The organism is Nocardia sp. NPDC005998 (genome assembly GCF_040614395.1).
Lineage (GTDB): Bacteria > Actinomycetota > Actinomycetes > Mycobacteriales > Mycobacteriaceae > Nocardia.
Map to the genome: position 1 here is coordinate 56,413 of NZ_JBEXUI010000033.1, position 17,179 is coordinate 73,591.

A 17,179-nucleotide genomic window follows, 5' to 3' on the forward strand; every position below is an offset into this window, starting at 1 on the left:
CACACGGAATCTCCACAATTGGTGCGGCTTCTCTCCACAGCGGGTGGCTAGGGTTTCGGTTCATGGAACAGAACGTGGCGGTCAGCGGGTCGGGGGCGCGACGGATTCTGGTGGTCGACGACGAGGTGACCATTGCAGAATCGGTGGCGGCGCGGTTGCGCGCGGAGGGGTTCACCGTCGATGTGGCCCATGACGGTCCCGGCGCCGTTGCCGCGGCGGAGGCGATGGCACCCGATCTGGTCGTACTCGATGTCATGCTGCCCGGCTTCGACGGCCTCGAGGTGTGCCGCCGCATCCAGGCCGCGCGTCCGATACCGGTCCTCATGCTCACCGCGCGCACCGACGAAACCGACCAGCTCATCGGCCTCGGGGTCGGCGCCGATGACTACCTCACCAAGCCGTTCTCCCTGCGCGTGCTGGCCGCCCGCGTCCAAGCACTACTGCGCCGGATGGACCGGGCCGTCGAACGCGACGGCACCAGCATCATCGTCGGCGACCTGCGCATCGACGTCGATCAGCGCCGGGTCTGGCGCGCCGATATCGAAGCCCAGCTCACCCCGCTCGAATTCGACCTGCTGACCCGCCTCGCGCGCCGCCCCCGCGTGGTGCTGGCCCGCGAACGCCTGCTCGAAGAGGTCTGGGACTGGGCCGACGCGGCGGGAACCAGGGCGGTCGACAGTCACGTCAAGGCATTGCGCCGCAAGCTCGGCGCAGACCTGATCCGCACGGTGCACGGTGTCGGCTATGCGTTGGAGGCGCGATGAGTGTGGGATCGCGAAACGATTCGATGCGAGGCGGTGGGCGCGACGAGGCTCCGGTCTCCGGCAGCGCGGCGGTTGCGCGGTGGCTGCGGGGCATATCGGACGCGGTGGCGGAGGTGCTGCCGCGTCCGCTGGATCCGGTGAAATCGATCAAGCTGAAATTCGCGATTCTGATGCTGGGGTCGGCCGGGGTGGCGTTCGGGTTCTTCCGGCTGCGGATCGGCTGGTTGCCGCCGAAGACGACGATCGCGGCGACGGTGATCGCGCTGGTCACCTCGCAGATCCTCGCGCACGGCACCACCAGGCCGCTGCGGGAGATGACGGCCGCGGCAAAACGGATGGCGCACGGCGACTACACCCGCCGGGTGCGCGCCAGTTCCCGCGACGAGGTCGGACAGTTGGCGGTGGCCTTCAATCAGATGGCTGCCGATCTGGCCGCCGCGGACCAACAGCGCCGCGACCTGATCGCCAATGTTTCGCATGAACTGCGCACCCCGATCACCGCGCTGAATGCGTTGCTGGAGAACATGGTCGACGGTGTCTCCACCCCCGATGACAAAACCCTGCGTACCGCACTCGCGCAAACCGAACGGCTCGGCCTGCTCGTCTCCGAACTGCTCGACCTGTCCACCATCGAATCCGGTGCCCGGGCACTGGATCGCGAACAACTCAACATCACACCGCTTTTGGCCGAGGTGGTCGCCGAGGCCGAGGTGATGACGGCGGCGCTCGGGCGCGGCGTGCGCTTCCGCACCGACGTGCAACCGAGCACCGCAAGCGTTTTCGCAGACCGTGCACGTTTGCATCAGGTGCTGCTCAACCTGCTCGATAACGCCGCCCGCCACGGCCCCGCCGGTGGCGAGGTCCGCATCGACGCCCGATCCGACCGCGGCAATCTCGTCATCGACGTCCAGGACCAAGGCCCCGGCATACCTATCGCTGAGCGCGCCACCATATTCGACCGCTTCACTCGCGGCGGCCGCACCGACGGCGGCGGCACCGGCCTGGGCCTGGCCATCTCCCGCTGGATAGTCGACCTGCACGGCGGCACCATCGCCGTCGCCGACCCCGGCTCCCGTATCCGCGTGGTCCTCCCGGCCCGCTGACCCGACCACCAACTCACCCACCCACACTCGCCGCGACCCGGAGCACCATCCGGGCTGATCCCGCATATCTTTAGGAAGGGACACCCTTGTCAGATCAACCCACCCCGAGTGATTCACCGCAACCGGATTCGATCACGGCATCGCCGAATGAGCCGAGCGCCCATGTCGAGTCGGCAACTGTCGCGTCCGATGCTGCCGGACCCGATCGTATTGAACCTGACGCTCCCGCACCTGGTGTGGTCGCATCCGATGGTGTCGGACCCGATGCTGCTGCACCTGATGCTGTCGCACCTGGCACTGTCGATGCGTTGACCAATACGGCTGAACCGGCGCCATCGGCTCAGGTATCGCCGAACGAATCCGTTGCCGAAGCGCATTCGGACGCAGCAGATCCCGCACCACCGTCGAAGCTCGCAGCGGACGCGGCGACAAGCGAACCCGAGTCGATCAAGGGTGCGGAGCCGGGGCAACCTCGTCGAGTGACGCGCCGATACAGAAGGCGCAGTGCCGAAGCAGATCCGTCGACCCCGGCCGACCAGAGCACGCCGTCTTCGAAGTCGACGGCATCACCGATCGGGCACGATCTGCGGACCTCGGCTGAGCCCGAGGGCGATTCGGTGCCGGCCGCGCACGCATCCGTCGAGGGGTCGGCTGCGTCGTCTACCGAGCGGATGCCGGATACACCCAGTGCAAAGCCAGAGGCGGTGGCACGAACGGAATCGGATGCGCCCGAGGTCGTGCCGCAAACTCCGGACTCGTCGTCGAGCGCGCCCGCGGGCACTTCGCCGAACGCGGTGGGTGCTTCTTCGAGCGCATCGGTTTCGACCGTGGCTGAGTCGGCCTGGTCGGTGAGTGCGTCGCCGAGTGTGCCGAATCCGTGGGAGGCCGCGTCGGCCTGGTCGGTGGGTGCGCCACCCAGTGCGTTGCATCCGTCGCCGAGTGCGTCGCGACCGCTGGCGCCGATGCCACCCATGCGGCCGTATCCGCCCGGATCCCGATCTGATATGCCAACCCCTTGGGTGGCGCCGGTGTCGAGACGGCGGCGCGTCGCCTGCCCGCCGGGTGTACTACCCGCCGCGGGAATCGCCGGACTCGCGGGCGCAGCGCTGATTCCACTGGATCGCCCTGGAATCGGTTGGCTACTGGCTGGTTCGGTCGCCGCAGCCGCGGTATTCACGGTGGATCGCCGCGCACGCCGGGCTGCCGCAGCGCGCGATACTGCCGGGGCAACCGGGGCGATACCGGATCCGTTGGCACCGGCGGAGCCATCATCTACCGCTTTCTCGGCGACTGTCAGCGGTCGGGTTCGACCGGAAGGTGTCGATGCGGCGGCGGATTGGGCCGATCCGAGTGCTCGATGGTCGAGCGCTGCTGGTGATGGCGGTGAACTGCGGTCCGAAGGTATTGGTGCGGAGTCGGATCAGGGTGATGCAAGTCCTGCGCAGGTGGCTGGGGCCGGCGGTGGCATCCCGCGGACAGCGGATTTGTCCGACTCGGGCGAATTGTTGTTGCTCGCTGCTGACGGGGCGGAGCGAGGTACCGGGCGGTCGGCCTCGGCGGTGACCGGGAGTCGTCGGTCCGACGGTGTCGATGGCGGAGTGGACCGGGCTGATTCAAAGGCTGGAGTGGGATTTGGTGTGCTCCAGGGGAATTGGGGGCGGGTTTGGTGGGTGGCGTTGGCGTTGGTATTGCTAGGGGTGGGGGCTGTTCGGGGTGCGGGGTGGTTGTTCGCATTGTGTGTGGTGGGGGCGGGGGTGGCCGGGTCGTTGGCGGTTGTCGGGCGGCGGTCGGTGCATGGGGCCTGGTATGACGTGATCGCGGTGCCGATCGAGTCGATTTCGGGCATTCCCTGGGTGTATTCGGCGTTCGGCCGGATCGGTGACGGTACGGCACGGCGGTCGTGGCGGGTCGGGATGTCGGTGGCGGTGACGCTGGCGTTGTTGGCAGTTTTCGTGCCTCTGCTGGGTGGTGCCGATGCGACTTTCGCGAAACTGCTGTCGGCGGTGACACCCCAGGTCGACGCGGAATCGGTGATGCGGTGGATTTTCACGTTCGTCGCAGTCGGATTCGGCAGCATCGGGGCGATGTATTTGCTGGCGGGTCCGCGTGCCGCGGCGACAGGGGAATCGAGGGGCGGCAGCCTGCGGCGGTTGGAGTGGGCGTTGCCGGTCGGCGCGCTGACGGTGCTATTCGCGGTCTTCGTCATCGTCCAATTCGTCGCGCTGTTCGGTGGCGACGCCTATGTGCAGCGCACCGCGAACTTGACCTACGCCGAATACGCACGCAGCGGATTCTGGCAGCTCTCGATCGTCAGCGTGCTCACGCTGGCTGTCATCGCCGTGGTCTTGCGTTGGGCCGCACGGGACTGCGCTGCGGATCGGGCCTGGCTGCGGATCCTGCTCTGCGCGATCAGCGTGCTGTCACTGATCATCGTCGCCTCCGCGCTCGGCCGCATGTGGACCTACCAGCAGGCCTATGGTTTCACCGTCATGCGTTTGCTGGTCGAGGTCTGCGAACTCTGGCTGGGCCTGGTCTACCTGCTGATGATCGCGGCCGCGCTCCGACTGAATGGCAGCTGGGTGCCGCGCGCCGCCATCGGCACGGCCATGGCGACCCTGTTCGTCCTGTCCATCCTCAATCCGGAAGGCATTGTCGCGGAGCGGAATATCGATCGCTGGCAGCACGGAAAGAACCTCGACACGGCCTATCTGAGAGGGCTCTCACCCGATATCGTCCCGGCCGTCGAGCGACTTCCCGAACCGCAGCGCAGTGAAGTGCTCGGCGCGATCCGCCGTCGCCTCGAAGAAGATACGTGGCAGGGATGGAACCTGTCCCGCGCGAACGCCCGTTAGGTCGTGCGCGGGACGGCAGTCATCGCATCCTCTGGATCGAATGTTGTCGGCGGGTTGTTGTTCGGTACCCGCCGGGCCCCGACCTACCATGTCCGCTGGCTCGTGGTCTCGGAACAGGCACGTGGCCGCGGTGTCGGCCGTGCACTGCTAACGGAGGCGCTGCGCAGATTCGTGCAACCTCCCGCCACCATCGAGGTCATCACCTTCGGGCTCGGGCATCCCGCTCCTGCCGCCCGCGCGTTCTACGACACCCTCGGCTTCACCCCGGCTGAAGTGGTCGCCCCTGGCCCGGAAGGCGGTCCACGCCAAGCCTTTCGGCGAGCGGTTCCGCCGGGGCGATAGCGGATCTGTGGTTACCGAGCATGGCGAGACAAGACGTCGGGTCGCCGGTGCCTAATTGAGCGCGCGATGGACGGCATCGGCCGGATCGGCGGCGAGTTGTGCTGCCGCTATGGGGTTTCCGGCGGCATCGTGGAGTTGCCAGCCGCCGAGAGAGACGACGGGGATGCCACCGCGGTGGCGCGCGAAGGCAAGTTCGGAGAGGGCGCCCCAGGAGCCGCCGATCACGATGACGGCGTCGGCGGAGTGGATGAGGATGGCATTGCGGGCCTCGCCCATATTTGTGTAGAGGACGGCGGATAGGCCGGGGCAGGCGCCGGAGCGGTCGGTGTCGGGGCGGATACCGATGACGAGACCGCCCGCGCGGGCGGCACCCGCGGCCACCGCGGCCATGACGCCGGTGCCGCCGCCGCAGAGCACGGTGGCACCGGCGGTCGCGAGCAGTCGCCCGACCTCCTGGGCCCATCCGGCCTCGGTGTCGGTGCAGTCACGTGGTCCGCATACCGCGACCTGTAGGGGTGTGTGACCAGCCATGGCGTCGACGATAGTTGCGAGTGATCTGGTTCGGCGGGCACGCGCGCCGCGCATGAAGAAGTCAGTGTGCGCGCTCGGTGAGCAGCGTATCGAGTTGGGTGGCGAAGTCTTCGGCGGCGGAATTGTATCCGACGTGGTCGCCCGCGAATTCCAGGATGTCGAGTCCGAGGCTTTCGCTGAGCACGGCGTTGGGCTGGGCGGGGAAGGTGTCCTTGGAGTCGTGACCGACGGCGAGGACCAGCTTGTCCGCCGCGGCGCGCAGCGCGTCGAGATCCGGTGTGTAGCGGATGTACTGGCGCATTTCGTGCTCCATCCAGAACATCATGTTCTGCTGGATGCGCTTGGTCATCGCCGCGACCTCGGGGCTGGGTTCCTCGGTCGGATCGTGTTGCGGCCGGTGCAGCCCGACGCCCTTGGCGAAGCGGCTCATTGCGGCGAGGTGCCCCTCGGACTTGCTGGTGCGATAGACCTCGTCGAAGAAGGTGAGCCACTTGTCGGCATCGGGGAGCACGGTCGCCAGCGGTGGTTCGTGTGCGATGAGGGTATGCACGAGTTCTGGATGTGCGGTGAGCAATTCGAGTGCGACGACGGCGCCGGAACTGCTGCCCAGTACCGCGGCAGGCTGGTCGCCGAGGTGGGTGAGCAGGGCCGCAGCATCGGCGCCGTCGAGTTCGACGCGATGGTCGGTCGCACCGTCCTCGGGACTGCGGGAGAAGCCGCGCCGATCGTAGGAGACCACGGTGTAGCGGTCGGCGAGTCGTTTGGCGATCCGGTCGAAGCTTCCCGCATCGCCGTTGCCGCCGGGGATGAGCAGCAGCAGGGGCCCGGTGCCGCGGATCTCGTAGTGGAGTGTGGCGCCGGGGAAGGTGAGGGTGTGGTCGGTGGGGATGTCCATGGGAAAGGCTCCTGGTAAGAAGGACAGTTGCCGCAACGCTTCCCGGATGACGGGCAGTGCCGCGGTGGGTGGGTCGGCATCGACCCAGCGGTCGGTACCGACCTGCAGTGCCGTCGCGATGGCGCCAGCCATGATCCGCGGGAACATATCGGAATGCGGGTCGCGGCCGGTGCGTTCGGCAATGGCTATCGCGATGGCCTCTTGGATGACGGCTTGCGCCTTGAGATATTCGCCCTGTAATGCGGGCTCGGTGGTGATCAGCCGAATGCCGCGGATCCAGGCCGGATCGGGCGGTTCGTCATCGCGGAATTCGGCGAGTACCGCGTGAATGACAGCGGGCCACAGCGATTCGGCCGCCGGACGATCGTGCAATCCGTCCGCGATCCGCCGTGCCCGATCCACCGCCACCGAACAGACGGCCTCGTACTTACTGGCGAAGTAGTTGTTGAATGTGCGTGGCGAGACGCCCGCCGCCGCCGCGATGTCCTCGACCAGCACATTGTCGAGCCCGTGCGCGACCGCCAGCCGCAGCGCCGCGAACCCCAGCGCCTCTCGAGTCGCCAGCTTCTTGCGTTCGCGCAACCCGAGTACGAATGCCACGCCATTCACGATACGCAAACTTGCGGGGCGCGCAAGATTGCGTGATCAGAAAGTTTTGCGCCGCAACGAGATCAGCGACGCGTCAACCGCCATCGTATGAGATCAGCAGAGCCGCAGTGGGCCCCAGCGAATTCGGCGTTGCTAGGCGGATTTGCGCAATACCGCAAGCCGTCCGAGCAACCAGGCGACCACCACCGCGGCCAGGAACGACAACAGCGACGCACTCATCCACGCCTGCTTGGTGAAGTGCACCTTCTCCTGCACGTCCACCCAGAAGTGCGTCCACACGCCTGCGTCACCCGGGTTGATCAGCTGGTACACCGAAAGTCCCACCAGCCATGCGAAAACCATGCCCCAGCGAGAGGGGGCGTTCGCCTCGGTATTCCACTGTCCCTTCGCGCGCAGGAAGAAGTCCGCGACCAGGACCCCGAGCAGCGGCACGAACACCGATCCGATCAGACCCAGGAAACCGAAGTAGTTCGCCATATTCAGCCGCAGCGCCAACAGTGTGATCAGGACGCCGAGACCGATCGACAGCACGCGCCGGTCGACCCGTGGCGCGAGGTTCTGGATCGAGACGGCCGTGGAGTACACATTCGCGAACGACTGGTCGGCCTCACGAAAGACGAAGATGAAGAAGAACACCGCGCCGAGGCTCACATTCAGGAACGGCGAGTACACCCCGCTATCGCTGGAGGCGAGTGCCAGCGCGAACAGTCCCAATACATACGCGACGATCTGGGTGACCGCGTACGCCCCACTGGCCGCACCGAATGCCGCACCGGTGCTGCGGGAATGCCGGGTGTAGTCGGCGGCGACCGGGACCCAGGAGATGGACACGGCCAGCGCCGCGTCGGTGGCGATCCAGAACAGGTTCCAGTCGACGCCGAACGGCCCGTCGCCGGTTGGGCCCGGGTTGGTGGTGAGGTCGGGCAGGCCGGCCCGCACGAACTGGATGTAGAACCAGATCAGCGCGATCACCACACCGACGGTCACGAATCGGCGCAGCATCCGCACCGAGCCCAACGGCCAGATCGTCAACATGGTCGTCAGCACTCCCGCGGCGACCACGTAAACCCAGTGCGGCCCACCGTGGAACAACTCCTCGGCCGCATCGCCGATGACGATCAGCTCGAAGGTGCCCCATCCGATCAGCTGGGCGATATTGAGCACCGTCGGCAGATAGCTGAGCTTGGCGCCGAACAGACCGCGCAGCAACATCATTGCGGGTTTGCCGGTTTTCGCGCCCGGCACCGCGGCCAGGCCGAGCATGAGTCCGCCGACGACCGTTCCGATGATCATCGCGAGAATGCCTGCGGCGATGGAGATCTGGGCCGCGCCATCGGTATTCGGCGCGAGCACGGTGTAGGCGCCGGAGAAGGCGATCAGGCTGACGCCGAGGTTCGCCCAGAATGCGCTCTGATCCCAGAACGAGAGCACCTTCGGTGCGGGCTGGTCCAGGGTCAGCGGAGCTTCGCGCCGCTCGGATCGATCAAGGGTGGATGCAGACATCCCGGTACCGCTCTCCCTACGCCGGAATTACCCGGACAGGTTCATGCGGTCGGCGAAGCATGGGGTCCGCCCTCTCAGCCCGGCCGTGCCCGAGCTCCCGCGCTGGGGTTTGTTCGGGCGAAATGTTACACCGGTCCGCGGCTGCGCCCGGCCCGGCCTTCGGACATTCCAGACAGGTTCCGCGGTCCGCCCACGAAAATCGCGGCGAGCGTCCATACTGTCGCTACCGATCTGGTTATCGCCCGGTTATCTGCTGCTCATCGCCCGCCGACCCTGGAGTGAGACGCGCCATGATCCTGATCGCTGTGCACGAGACCGTACTGGCCCAAATCGACAATCCGACGCCGGAGGCACCGCCCAACTCGGACAAGATTCTCCAGATGGTCCGCTACCTGACCTGGCTGGTGATGCTATCGGGCGTCTGCGGCATCACCTACGCGGGCGGGCGCTTCGCGTGGGAGAAGTGGAACAACAGCACCTACGACTCGCCGAAGATGCTCGCCGGAGCGATGCTCGGCGGCGTCATCGCATCCAGTGCGGGCACCATTATGAATACCCTGGTCGGCTGAAACCCGCTGCCGCGCTTGCTGGTTGCGCGAGGTCTGGGGTACGGGTGACGGTTGCTTTCGCGGCGTGCGCGAAGGCGACCGCATCGTGGACCGCGGCGCCGCCCGGGTCATTGTTGAAGTAGACGAAGACGTCTTCGCGGTCCGACCAGGTGTCGGCCAGGCGGCGCGCCCAACTCGTGAGTGCTGTGCGGCCGTAGCGCGGTGGCGGTGTCGCGCGTCCGGAATGCAGTCGCAGATAGCCCCAGTCCGTCGTGCGCCACAGCGGAGTGACCGGGCGGGAATCGGCGTCGGCCCAGCACAGCGCGGCACCGCATTCGGCAAGTACGGCACGGACTTCCGCATTCCACCAGGACTCGTGTCGTGGTTCGACGGTGACCCGCGTGTCGGTTGGAAAACAGCGCAGACAGGTGTCGAGCAGTGCCGGATCGGCGCGCAGCGTCGGTGGGAGTTGCAGCAGCACCGGACCCAGCTTCTCGCTCAGTCCGGATGCGTGCGCCAACAGCCGCGCGACGGGTTCCTCGGGCTCGCGCAGCCGCTTGATATGGGTGAGAAAGCGACTGGCCTTGACCGCGAAACAGAATCCGGGCGGTGTCCGGTCCCGCCACGACGCGAAGGTTTCGGTGCTCGGCAGTCGATAGAAGACGCTGTTGCTCTCGACGGTCGCGAATCCCGCGGCGTAGCACTCCAGCCACAGCCGCTGCGGCAGTTCTGCCGGATACAGGACGCCGCGCCAGTCGCGGTACTGCCAACCCGATGTGCCGACGAGCAGGGGCATATCTCCATCGAAGCACGCGCATCCCTTTCCCGGGACTGCTATATCAACTACGCTATGTAGTAGAAGATATCGGGAGGGCGCGATGCGGGCACAGTCGGTAGTCGAGCGTCGAATAGCGTTGGCGCAGTGGAGTTTTCTGCAGTGGGCTGTCTTCGTGCTCGGTGCGGTGCATATCGCATGGGCGATCGCGGGGTGGATCGCCGAACCCAGTTTCGAACTCGGTGAACACGCTCCGGCGACACCGGTGCTCGGCATGGACTACAACGGCTGGCACGCGGTGGCCGGGCTATTGCTGTTCGGGCCCGCGCTGATAGCCGCGACCCGCAAATCGTGGTCGGCCTGGTACTGCGTGATCGCCGGGTCGGGTGGCGGATTTGCGGTCGGAGTGTGGGCGCTGTTCTCGCACCGTGTGCTGGTCTTCAGCTTCCCGAGCCATGTGACGGACGCGATCGAGCACCTGGTGACCGGCGCGACGCTATTGGCGCTGGTCGCCGTTCAGGCCATCCGCGACGGTGGATTGCGCCCGGTCTTCGGCACGTCTCAGTAACAGCCTTCGAGGGTTGCGGCGGCGAGGGTGTCGATGACATCGATGACATCGTTGTGCGCGTGTAGCGCGGCGCGTTGGCGGCGGGCACCGTTGCCGCGCGCCACGACCGCCTCGACGGTATCGGTGACGAAGTCCAGGTCGCCGGACTGCTCGAGTGCCGGGCCGACATAGTCGATCAACCGAGCGAGCAGTGTGTGGTTCGGAAAGGGACGCCCGGTCAGGGTGTCGAGGCCAGCGCCGTCCAGGCCGGACCGGGCGGCCTTCCAATACGCGGCGCGCAAGAGTTCTGCAGATACCCGCGGCGGGGGCCGCCGGTCCTGCTGCGCCATCACGACCCCGGCGCGAATCAGCGTGGCCAATAGCGCCGTCTCCTCGACGGTCGCCGGCACATCGCTGACGCGCACCTCGACGGTAGGAAATGTCGCCGAGGGCCGAACATCCCAGTACACCATCGCGGTATCGAGAATGCTGCCGCTGGCCAGCATCATCTCGACCATATCGTCGTAGTCCGCGATGGAGTCGAAAAAGGGTGGGGGACCGGCGCTGGGCCAGCGTCGCCACATAATGCTGCGCCAACTGGCGTATCCGGTATCGGTGGCGCGGTAGATCGGGGAATTGGCCGTCAATGCCAGCAATACCGGCAGCCAGGGTCGCAGATAATTCCCGACCTGCACGGCGGTTTCTCGATTCGGCACCCCGACGTGTACATGGCAGCCGCATAATCCCTGCTCATGTGCGAGCATGCCGAAATTGCGCTCGATGCGCCGGTAGCGGGGGGTGTCGGTGACCGGAAAAGCGTCTGGCACGGCAGGCGGCACCGCGACGGCGAGCAGGCGCGCGCCATGCTTTTCCGCGCAACCCGCGACAGCTGTGCGCAGTCGACGCAATTCATCGAGCAATTCCGAGGTCTGGGTGTGCACCGCGGTATTGGTTTCGACCTGACAGCGCGTCAGCTCCAACTGCAGATCGATCCCGATCTCGGCCGCGGCCGTCGCAACTTCGACATTGCGCGGGCTGGGGGCGCCACTGATCGGCTCCGCCAGCAGGAACTCCTCCTCCACGCCAACAGTCGGCGAGGCCGCGTCCATTCCTGGAGTTTACTGCGCGCGGTGCGCGCGTCGATCGCGATGGCCAGCGTCGATGAATTTCCGATATCCGGATCGTCCTACCGATATGGACGCAACCAATCTCGCAGACCTGTACGAGTTGCCGCCGCTCGACTGGGCCGATATTCGAAAACGGCTCGACGGCGGAATCGAACAAGGCCCCGGCAGCAATGGCCCGGACCGGCACACCTGCTGGCTGACCACGATCAACCCCGACGGCAGCCCGCATGTGACCGCTGTCGGCGCGCTGTGGGTCGGGGGCGCCTTCTGGTTCGTGACCGGCGCACGCACGCGCAAGGGCCGTAATTTGGCCCGCGATCCGCGCTGCTCGGTGAGCGTATCGACCCATGAGTTCGACCTGGTGCTCGATGGCACCGCCACCCAGGTCACCGACACCACGCTGGTCGCCGATATCGCGCGGCGCTATGTCGGTGCGGGTTGGCCCGCCCGCGTGGACGACACCGGCCGAGCACTCACCGCCGCCTACAGTGCCCCCTCTGCGGGCCCGCCGCCGTGGCAGGTCTACCGCGTGACCGCGCGCACCGCGACCGCCCTGTCGACGGTGGAACCGGGCGGTGCGACCCGCTGGCGGTTCTGAGTCTCGCCCCCTGCCGTCGCGGTCCACGGGGTATAGCTCCCGCCGAGATCCCCGCGAGGCCGTGATCGCAGCGTCGACTATTACCGGCGAGGTAATCGTTTCTGAGCCGTGCGGTTCGTAGGATCGGCAGGGTGAGTACGCAGACAGCCGGTGACCTGTTGCGCCACTGGCGGCTCGAGCGCAGGCTCAGCCAACTGGAATTAGCCGGGCGCGCCGAAACCTCCGCGCGCCATCTGAGTTTCATCGAAACGGGTCGCGCGAATCCGAGCCGCACCATGGTCGTGCACCTGTGTGAGCAGTTGGAGATCCCGTTGCGCGAACGCAACCGGCTGCTGCTCGCGGCCGGTTACGCTCCGGCCTACGCCGAACCCGACCTGGATACCCCGGCGATGGACGCGGTGCGCGGCGCGATGCGCCAGATCCTGGCCGGACATGAACCGTATCCGGCGCTGGCCATCGACCAGGGCTGGAACATGATCGACGCCAATGCCGGTGTCGCACTGCTGTTGGCGGGTATCGACTCGAAGCTGCTCACCGCACCGGTGAACGCGCTGCGCCTGAGCCTGCATCCCGACGGTATGGCCAGCCGCATCATCAACCTCGCCGAATGGCGCGGCCACATTTTCGAGCGCCTGGCCCGCCAAATCGAGGTCACCGGCGCGCCGGAACTGATCGAGCTCCGTGACGAACTGCGCCGATATCCGGGCGGCGAAGTAGATCTCGCGCTGCCCGAACCCGACCAATCGGTGGTGCCGCTGCGCCTGCGTCACGAGGACCACGAACTGTCGTTCATCAGCGTCACCACCGTTTTCGGCACCCCGATGAACGTCACCGTCGCCGAACTGGCGATCGAATCGTTCTTCCCCGCTGACGAGGAAACCAAGAAGCGCCTCACCGCGGCATCCCGATGATCCGGCGCGCCGATCGAATCGTGGGAACGCATGGGATGCAGTCGCATACGATCCCAGATGCTGGTGAAGTCGAAGACCATTCCGACGTATCCGAAACTGCGGCGCGGAACTGGGAGTCGCTCGGGCGGTACGGGCGCGGGCGCCTCGGCGCGCTGAACGAGGTCCGGTGGAAGTGATTCCCGGTGCGTAACACGACGCATCGGAACCGGGAGTTCGGGCGGGGAACGAGTTGAGAGCAGGCCAGGTGAAGCAGTCGGCGCGGCTCGCGGAGTTGCTCGGCGTCCCGGTGCGCGCGATGACCGATGTGGGGTCGAGTCATTCGTGGACGCTGCATCGGGCCGTGCTCGCCGATGGCCGGGAAGTCTTCGTCAAGGCCGCGCTCGATCGGGCGCAGGTGTTCCGGGCGGAGGCGGCGGGGCTTCGGTGGCTCGCGGTCGGGGTGCCCGAATTGGTGCCCGAAGTGCTCGCGGTCGACGACCGGATGCTGGTGCTGCCGTGGCTGTCCCGAGCCGCCCCGACGACGGCCGCCGCGGAACGTTTCGGCCGCGATCTCGCCGCGCTGCACGCGAATTCGCCGGGATCGTTCGGCGCGCCCTGGGCAGGTTGGATCGCCGACCTGCCGCTGGACAACACCCGATTCGACGGCTCATGGGCACGCTGGTACGCCGACCATCGCCTCGCCCCATACCTTCCGCGCGCCGCCCCCGACCTCGGCCGCGACGGTATTCGCCTGCTGGAGCGCGTCATCGACGAGATCGAAACCCTGGCGGGTCCGAGCGAACCGCCCAGCCGCATCCACGGTGACCTGTGGTCCGGCAACCTGCTGTGGACCGCCGACCGCGCACTGCTCATCGACCCCGCCGCCCACGGCGGTCACCGCGAAACCGATCTCGCGATGCTCGCCCTGTTCGGTGCACCGCAGCTGGACCGAATCCGCGGTGCCTACCACGAAATCGACCCGCTGGCCGACGGCTGGCGCGCCCGCATCCCGCTGCATCAACTGCACCCGCTGCTGGTGCACGTCGTGCTCTTCGGCGGCGGCTACCGAAGCCAGACGCTCACCGCAGCCGCCGCCGCGCTTGCGGCATAGCGCCGTATCAGCTCGTTTTCGCGATGACCTTCTCCGCGAACCGCGACAGGTGCGCGATCTTGGTGTCCAGCGCTTCGGTATCGGGTTCGGTCGTATACGGATAGCGGAAGCCCACGATCACATCGGTGACACCCTTGTCCTCCAACCGTTTCACGCCGTCCACGGTGAAGCCGTCCAGCGAGATGACGTGCACCTCGAAGTCCTTGCGGGTGCCGTATTCGGCGCGCAGGGTATCGAGTTTTGCGAGCAGCCGGTCCAATTCGGCCGGGTCGCCGCCCGCGTGCATCCAGCCATCGCCGCGCTGGGCCGCGCGCCGCAAGGCCGGGCCGCTGTGTCCGCCGATGAGGATCGGGATCGGCTCGGTGGGCACCGGGCTGATCTTGATGGGCGGCAGATCGTAGTACTTCCCATGGAATTCGAAGTAGCCGCCCGCGGTGAGACCGCGCACGATATCGATGCATTCGTCCATCCGTGCGCCGCGATGTTCGAATGGCACACCCATGATCTCGAAATCATCCGGCCACGGGCTGATACCGACGCCGAAACCGAACCGGTTACCGCTCAACGCCGCGATCGAGGCGGCCTGTTTCGCCACCAGCACCGGCGGACGGATGGGCAGCTTCACCACGAACGGGGTCAGGCGCAGTGTCGTGGTGGCCGCCGCAATGGCCGCCGACAGCACGAATGCCTCGATGAACGGCTTGTCCTCCAAGAACTCCCGGCTGCCGTCGGGGGTATACGGGTAGGTCGCGTCGGATTCCTTCGGATAGGCCACGCTGTCGGCAATCGTCATCGACGTATACCCGGCCACCTCCGCGGCCTGCGCCAGCGGCACATAGTAGGTCGGATCCGTCATTGTCTCGGCATAGGTGAATCGCATGTCAATCGCCTTCCATCCCGGTACTTTCGGCGCGGTGCGCCCTGTTCGGTGCCGCCCCCGATATGCCAGCCGCATGCGCACCGGCGCGGCGTCCGAAGTAGGACCCCTCGCCGAGACACGTCCCGCTGGCATAGCCGGAACTGTCCTGTGCCAGATTCGAGGCGCAGGCGCCCGCCGCGTACAGCCCGGAGATCACCGATCCGTCGGCGCGCAGCACTGCACCGTCGACGGAGGTACACAGTCCACCGAGAGTGAATCCGACGTAGGTGGCCCGGCCCGGCGTGAGATCGAAGGCACCCCACGGGCCTTCGGTCAACGGGGTCAGCCAGTCGGGATGCTTGCCGAATTCGGGATCGCGTCCTTCGACCGCCGCGGTGTTGTACCCGGTCAGGGTCCTGTGCAGGGCGCCATCGGGGATACCGAGCGCCGCTTCCATCTCCGAGACCCGGTGCCAGCCGTCGATGAATTTCACCATCGGCAGCTCCGGCCACCCCATATGCTTGCTGTCCACGATCAGATAGGCCGTCGAATCCGGTTGCGCGACAACAGCACCCGCTGTCCGCCCGTGATAGGAATCCTCCGCGACGAACCGCCGACCGGCCTTGTTCACGATGATCCCGTACAGCAGATCGGCCGGGGGATAGAACGACGCGGTCAGGAACACCCCGTCCATCCGCGTGACGGCGCCGCCCGCCGACTGCCCGAGCCGAATGCCGAGCCCGTCATCGGATGGCACACCCAGCGGCAGAAAGTGTTCGGCCGATCGCGAGCTGTAGGCGGCGAGCATCTCCGGATTCATCACGAACCCGCCCGCAGCGAGCACCACTACTCCGGCGGCCGCACCGTGGCGCCAGTGCACCCCGACGATCCGCCCATGCGCGTCGGCGACGAGCTCGCGCACCGCGGTCTCGTACCGCACCTCGATACCCAACTCCCGGACCCGCTCGGTGAGCACCGCCATCACCTGCTGCCCGCCGCGCTCGGCCAGCGCGTTCACCTTGTGCCCGCGCGGTGCCGGGTGCGCCTGATCGCGGTAGGGCCACACCTTTTCGTTGCCGGTCCACATCAGCCCCTCGGTTCCGGGCTGCACCACCGACTTCCCGGGATAGAACGACCGCTCGAACTCGATCCCGTGCGCCTCCAGCCAATCGAAATGCGCGACGCTCTCGGTGCAGTACGCGTGGATCTTGGCCGCGTCGGGCTCCGGAGTGACCGCCTCGAGATAGGCGATCATCGCCTCGACGCTGTCGGCATGTCCGGTTGCCGACTGCACCGGTGTGCCGCCCCCGAGATAGAAGTGTCCCGCCGCCAGTGCCGACGCCCCGCCCGCTGTGCTGCTACGTTCCAGCAGCAGTACCCGCGCGCCTGCTTCGGCCGCGCTGATCGCCGCGCACGCTCCCGCGATCCCGAAGCCGACCACGATCACATCCGCGATGGCGTCCCATTCGACCGGGCCGGTAATGAGCTGGGGGAGTTCGATTCCTAGGCCCATGGATTCGAATAACCCTCCGGGATCAGGTAATCGAACATCGCCTTCATATCCGCCGACAACCGCATGAGCTCAACGGTCGAACCGAGCGCACCGCCATCGAGATAGGTGAATTCCATTCCGACACCCTCGAACGCACCCCGTGCGAGGATTTCCGCCCCGTTCGTCCTCGCCTCGGCCAGCGCCGCGTCATAGTCCTCGGGCACCCACGCGATGTGATGCAGTCCCGGCCCCACCGTATCCAGATGCTCGGAGTACAGGCTGATCCCGGATTTCGGCTCGATCAGCTCCAATTGCTGCCCGCCCGCATATCCCAGCGTCACGGTGATCGTGTAATCGGCTGGCGCGCCACGCAATTCGCATGCCTGCGGCCCGAAGTGCACATCCGGGATGGTGAACCACTCGGCGACGCCATAGCGCTCGGTGTACTCCCGTCGGGCTGCATCGATATCGCGCACCACCCAGCACAGCTGGAAGATCGGACCCCGCGCGATGGTCATCGGATCACCTCAACTCCGCCCAGCGACTCGTCGGATTCGCAAAAAAAGCCGGTACGCACGACCAATTAATCACTGATGCTTAACATCGTCAATACCCGGATTTAGTACAGTTCTG

General features: G+C 66.6%; 19 protein-coding genes and 1 riboswitch. Of the genes, 10 read left to right on the forward strand and 9 right to left on the reverse strand.

Annotated elements, in window-relative coordinates; all coding sequences use genetic code 11:
* Nucleotides 1-62 precede the first annotated feature (62 nt).
* The 3 genes from ABZ293_RS31975 to ABZ293_RS31985 all read left to right on the forward strand — a co-directional run bounded on the left by ABZ293_RS31975 (nt 63) and on the right by ABZ293_RS31985 (nt 2,179).
* Nucleotides 63-764, forward strand: coding sequence for a response regulator transcription factor (locus tag ABZ293_RS31975; RefSeq protein ID WP_355186745.1), 702 nt, complete (start codon nt 63-65; stop codon nt 762-764).
* Nucleotides 761-1,867 carry an ATP-binding protein gene (locus ABZ293_RS31980; protein ID WP_355186747.1) on the forward strand — a complete coding sequence of 369 codons (1,107 nt, stop codon included), beginning with the start codon at nt 761-763 and terminating at the stop codon, nt 1,865-1,867. Before ABZ293_RS31975 ends, ABZ293_RS31980 begins: the two co-directional genes overlap by 4 nt.
* Nucleotides 1,868-2,056: 189 nt before the next feature.
* Nucleotides 2,057-2,179 carry a hypothetical protein gene (locus ABZ293_RS31985; protein WP_355186749.1) on the forward strand — a complete coding sequence of 41 codons (123 nt, stop codon included), beginning with the start codon at nt 2,057-2,059 and terminating at the stop codon, nt 2,177-2,179.
* 28 nt (nt 2,180-2,207) lie between these two features.
* Here ABZ293_RS31985 and ABZ293_RS31990 read toward each other — a convergent pair whose 3' ends face one another.
* The gene (locus ABZ293_RS31990) at nt 2,208-2,840 is read right to left on the reverse strand and encodes a hypothetical protein (protein ID WP_355186751.1); all 633 of its coding nucleotides are present in this window, start codon (nt 2,838-2,840) and stop codon (nt 2,208-2,210) included.
* Between the two features lie 31 nt (nt 2,841-2,871).
* Between ABZ293_RS31990 and ABZ293_RS31995 the strand changes: the two genes are divergently transcribed.
* Together ABZ293_RS31995 and ABZ293_RS32000 are read left to right on the forward strand one after the other, a co-directional pair.
* Nucleotides 2,872-4,719 (forward strand): DUF4173 domain-containing protein, encoded by a 1,848-nt coding sequence (locus ABZ293_RS31995; protein ID WP_355186753.1) that lies wholly within the window; start codon nt 2,872-2,874, stop codon nt 4,717-4,719.
* 3 nt (nt 4,720-4,722) lie between these two features.
* The gene (locus ABZ293_RS32000) at nt 4,723-5,061 is read left to right on the forward strand and encodes a GNAT family N-acetyltransferase (RefSeq protein ID WP_355186755.1); all 339 of its coding nucleotides are present in this window, start codon (nt 4,723-4,725) and stop codon (nt 5,059-5,061) included.
* A gap of 51 nt (nt 5,062-5,112) precedes the next feature.
* Here the strand turns inward: ABZ293_RS32000 and ABZ293_RS32005 are convergent, their stop codons facing one another.
* From ABZ293_RS32005 to ABZ293_RS32015, 3 genes are all read right to left on the reverse strand, one after another.
* Nucleotides 5,113-5,592: an LOG family protein gene (locus ABZ293_RS32005; protein WP_355186757.1), complete on the reverse strand. Its 480-nt coding sequence runs from the start codon at nt 5,590-5,592 to the stop codon at nt 5,113-5,115.
* Between the two features lie 61 nt (nt 5,593-5,653).
* Nucleotides 5,654-7,087: an alpha/beta fold hydrolase gene (locus tag ABZ293_RS32010; RefSeq protein WP_355186759.1), complete on the reverse strand. Its 1,434-nt coding sequence runs from the start codon at nt 7,085-7,087 to the stop codon at nt 5,654-5,656.
* 141 nt (nt 7,088-7,228) lie between these two features.
* On the reverse strand, nt 7,229-8,599 hold the full coding sequence (locus ABZ293_RS32015) for a cytosine permease (RefSeq protein ID WP_355186761.1): 1,371 nt from the start codon (nt 8,597-8,599) through the stop codon (nt 7,229-7,231).
* Nucleotides 8,594-8,710: riboswitch (TPP riboswitch) on the reverse strand. (Overlaps the previous gene by 6 nt.)
* A gap of 179 nt (nt 8,711-8,889) precedes the next feature.
* On the opposite strand from ABZ293_RS32015, the gene ABZ293_RS32020 reads away from it, so the two are divergent.
* The gene (locus ABZ293_RS32020) at nt 8,890-9,168 is read left to right on the forward strand and encodes a hypothetical protein (protein WP_355186763.1); all 279 of its coding nucleotides are present in this window, start codon (nt 8,890-8,892) and stop codon (nt 9,166-9,168) included.
* On the opposite strand, the gene ABZ293_RS32025 is transcribed toward ABZ293_RS32020, so the two are convergent.
* Nucleotides 9,146-9,943, reverse strand: coding sequence for a DUF72 domain-containing protein (locus ABZ293_RS32025; protein ID WP_355186765.1), 798 nt, complete (start codon nt 9,941-9,943; stop codon nt 9,146-9,148). The genes ABZ293_RS32020 and ABZ293_RS32025 overlap by 23 nt on opposite strands.
* 82 nt (nt 9,944-10,025) lie before the next feature.
* Between ABZ293_RS32025 and ABZ293_RS32030 the strand changes: the two genes are divergently transcribed.
* Complete coding sequence (locus tag ABZ293_RS32030) at nt 10,026-10,490, forward strand: DUF4383 domain-containing protein (protein ID WP_355186767.1); 465 nt, start codon at nt 10,026-10,028, stop codon at nt 10,488-10,490.
* Here the strand turns inward: ABZ293_RS32030 and ABZ293_RS32035 are convergent.
* Nucleotides 10,484-11,578, reverse strand: a complete 1,095-nt coding sequence (locus tag ABZ293_RS32035) for a glutamate--cysteine ligase (protein ID WP_355186769.1) — start codon at nt 11,576-11,578, stop codon at nt 10,484-10,486. The genes ABZ293_RS32030 and ABZ293_RS32035 overlap by 7 nt on opposite strands.
* A gap of 85 nt (nt 11,579-11,663) precedes the next feature.
* Here ABZ293_RS32035 and ABZ293_RS32040 point away from each other — a divergent pair, with 85 nt between their 5' ends.
* The 3 genes from ABZ293_RS32040 to ABZ293_RS32050 all read left to right on the forward strand — a co-directional run bounded on the left by ABZ293_RS32040 (nt 11,664) and on the right by ABZ293_RS32050 (nt 14,195).
* Complete coding sequence (locus ABZ293_RS32040) at nt 11,664-12,194, forward strand: pyridoxamine 5'-phosphate oxidase family protein (protein WP_355186771.1); 531 nt, start codon at nt 11,664-11,666, stop codon at nt 12,192-12,194.
* Nucleotides 12,195-12,325: 131 nt separating this feature from the next.
* Nucleotides 12,326-13,105: a helix-turn-helix transcriptional regulator gene (locus ABZ293_RS32045; protein ID WP_355186773.1), complete on the forward strand. Its 780-nt coding sequence runs from the start codon at nt 12,326-12,328 to the stop codon at nt 13,103-13,105.
* Nucleotides 13,106-13,349: 244 nt separating this feature from the next.
* Entirely contained in the window at nt 13,350-14,195 is an 846-nt protein-coding gene (locus ABZ293_RS32050; RefSeq protein ID WP_355186775.1) for a fructosamine kinase family protein, read from the forward strand.
* 7 nt (nt 14,196-14,202) lie between these two features.
* Here ABZ293_RS32050 and ABZ293_RS32055 read toward each other — a convergent pair whose 3' ends face one another.
* From ABZ293_RS32055 to ABZ293_RS32065, 3 genes are read right to left on the reverse strand one after another with little or no spacing between them, the layout of a single operon-like run.
* A complete protein-coding gene (locus tag ABZ293_RS32055) occupies nt 14,203-15,075 on the reverse strand; it encodes a TIGR03619 family F420-dependent LLM class oxidoreductase (RefSeq protein WP_355186776.1) in 873 nt (290 codons plus the stop codon).
* A 1-nt stretch (nt 15,076) separates the two neighbouring features.
* Complete coding sequence (locus ABZ293_RS32060; protein WP_355186778.1) at nt 15,077-16,567, reverse strand: FAD-binding protein; 1,491 nt, start codon at nt 16,565-16,567, stop codon at nt 15,077-15,079.
* Complete coding sequence (locus ABZ293_RS32065; protein ID WP_355186780.1) at nt 16,558-17,064, reverse strand: VOC family protein; 507 nt, start codon at nt 17,062-17,064, stop codon at nt 16,558-16,560. Before ABZ293_RS32065 ends, ABZ293_RS32060 begins: the two co-directional genes overlap by 10 nt.
* Nucleotides 17,065-17,179: the final 115 nt, after the last annotated feature.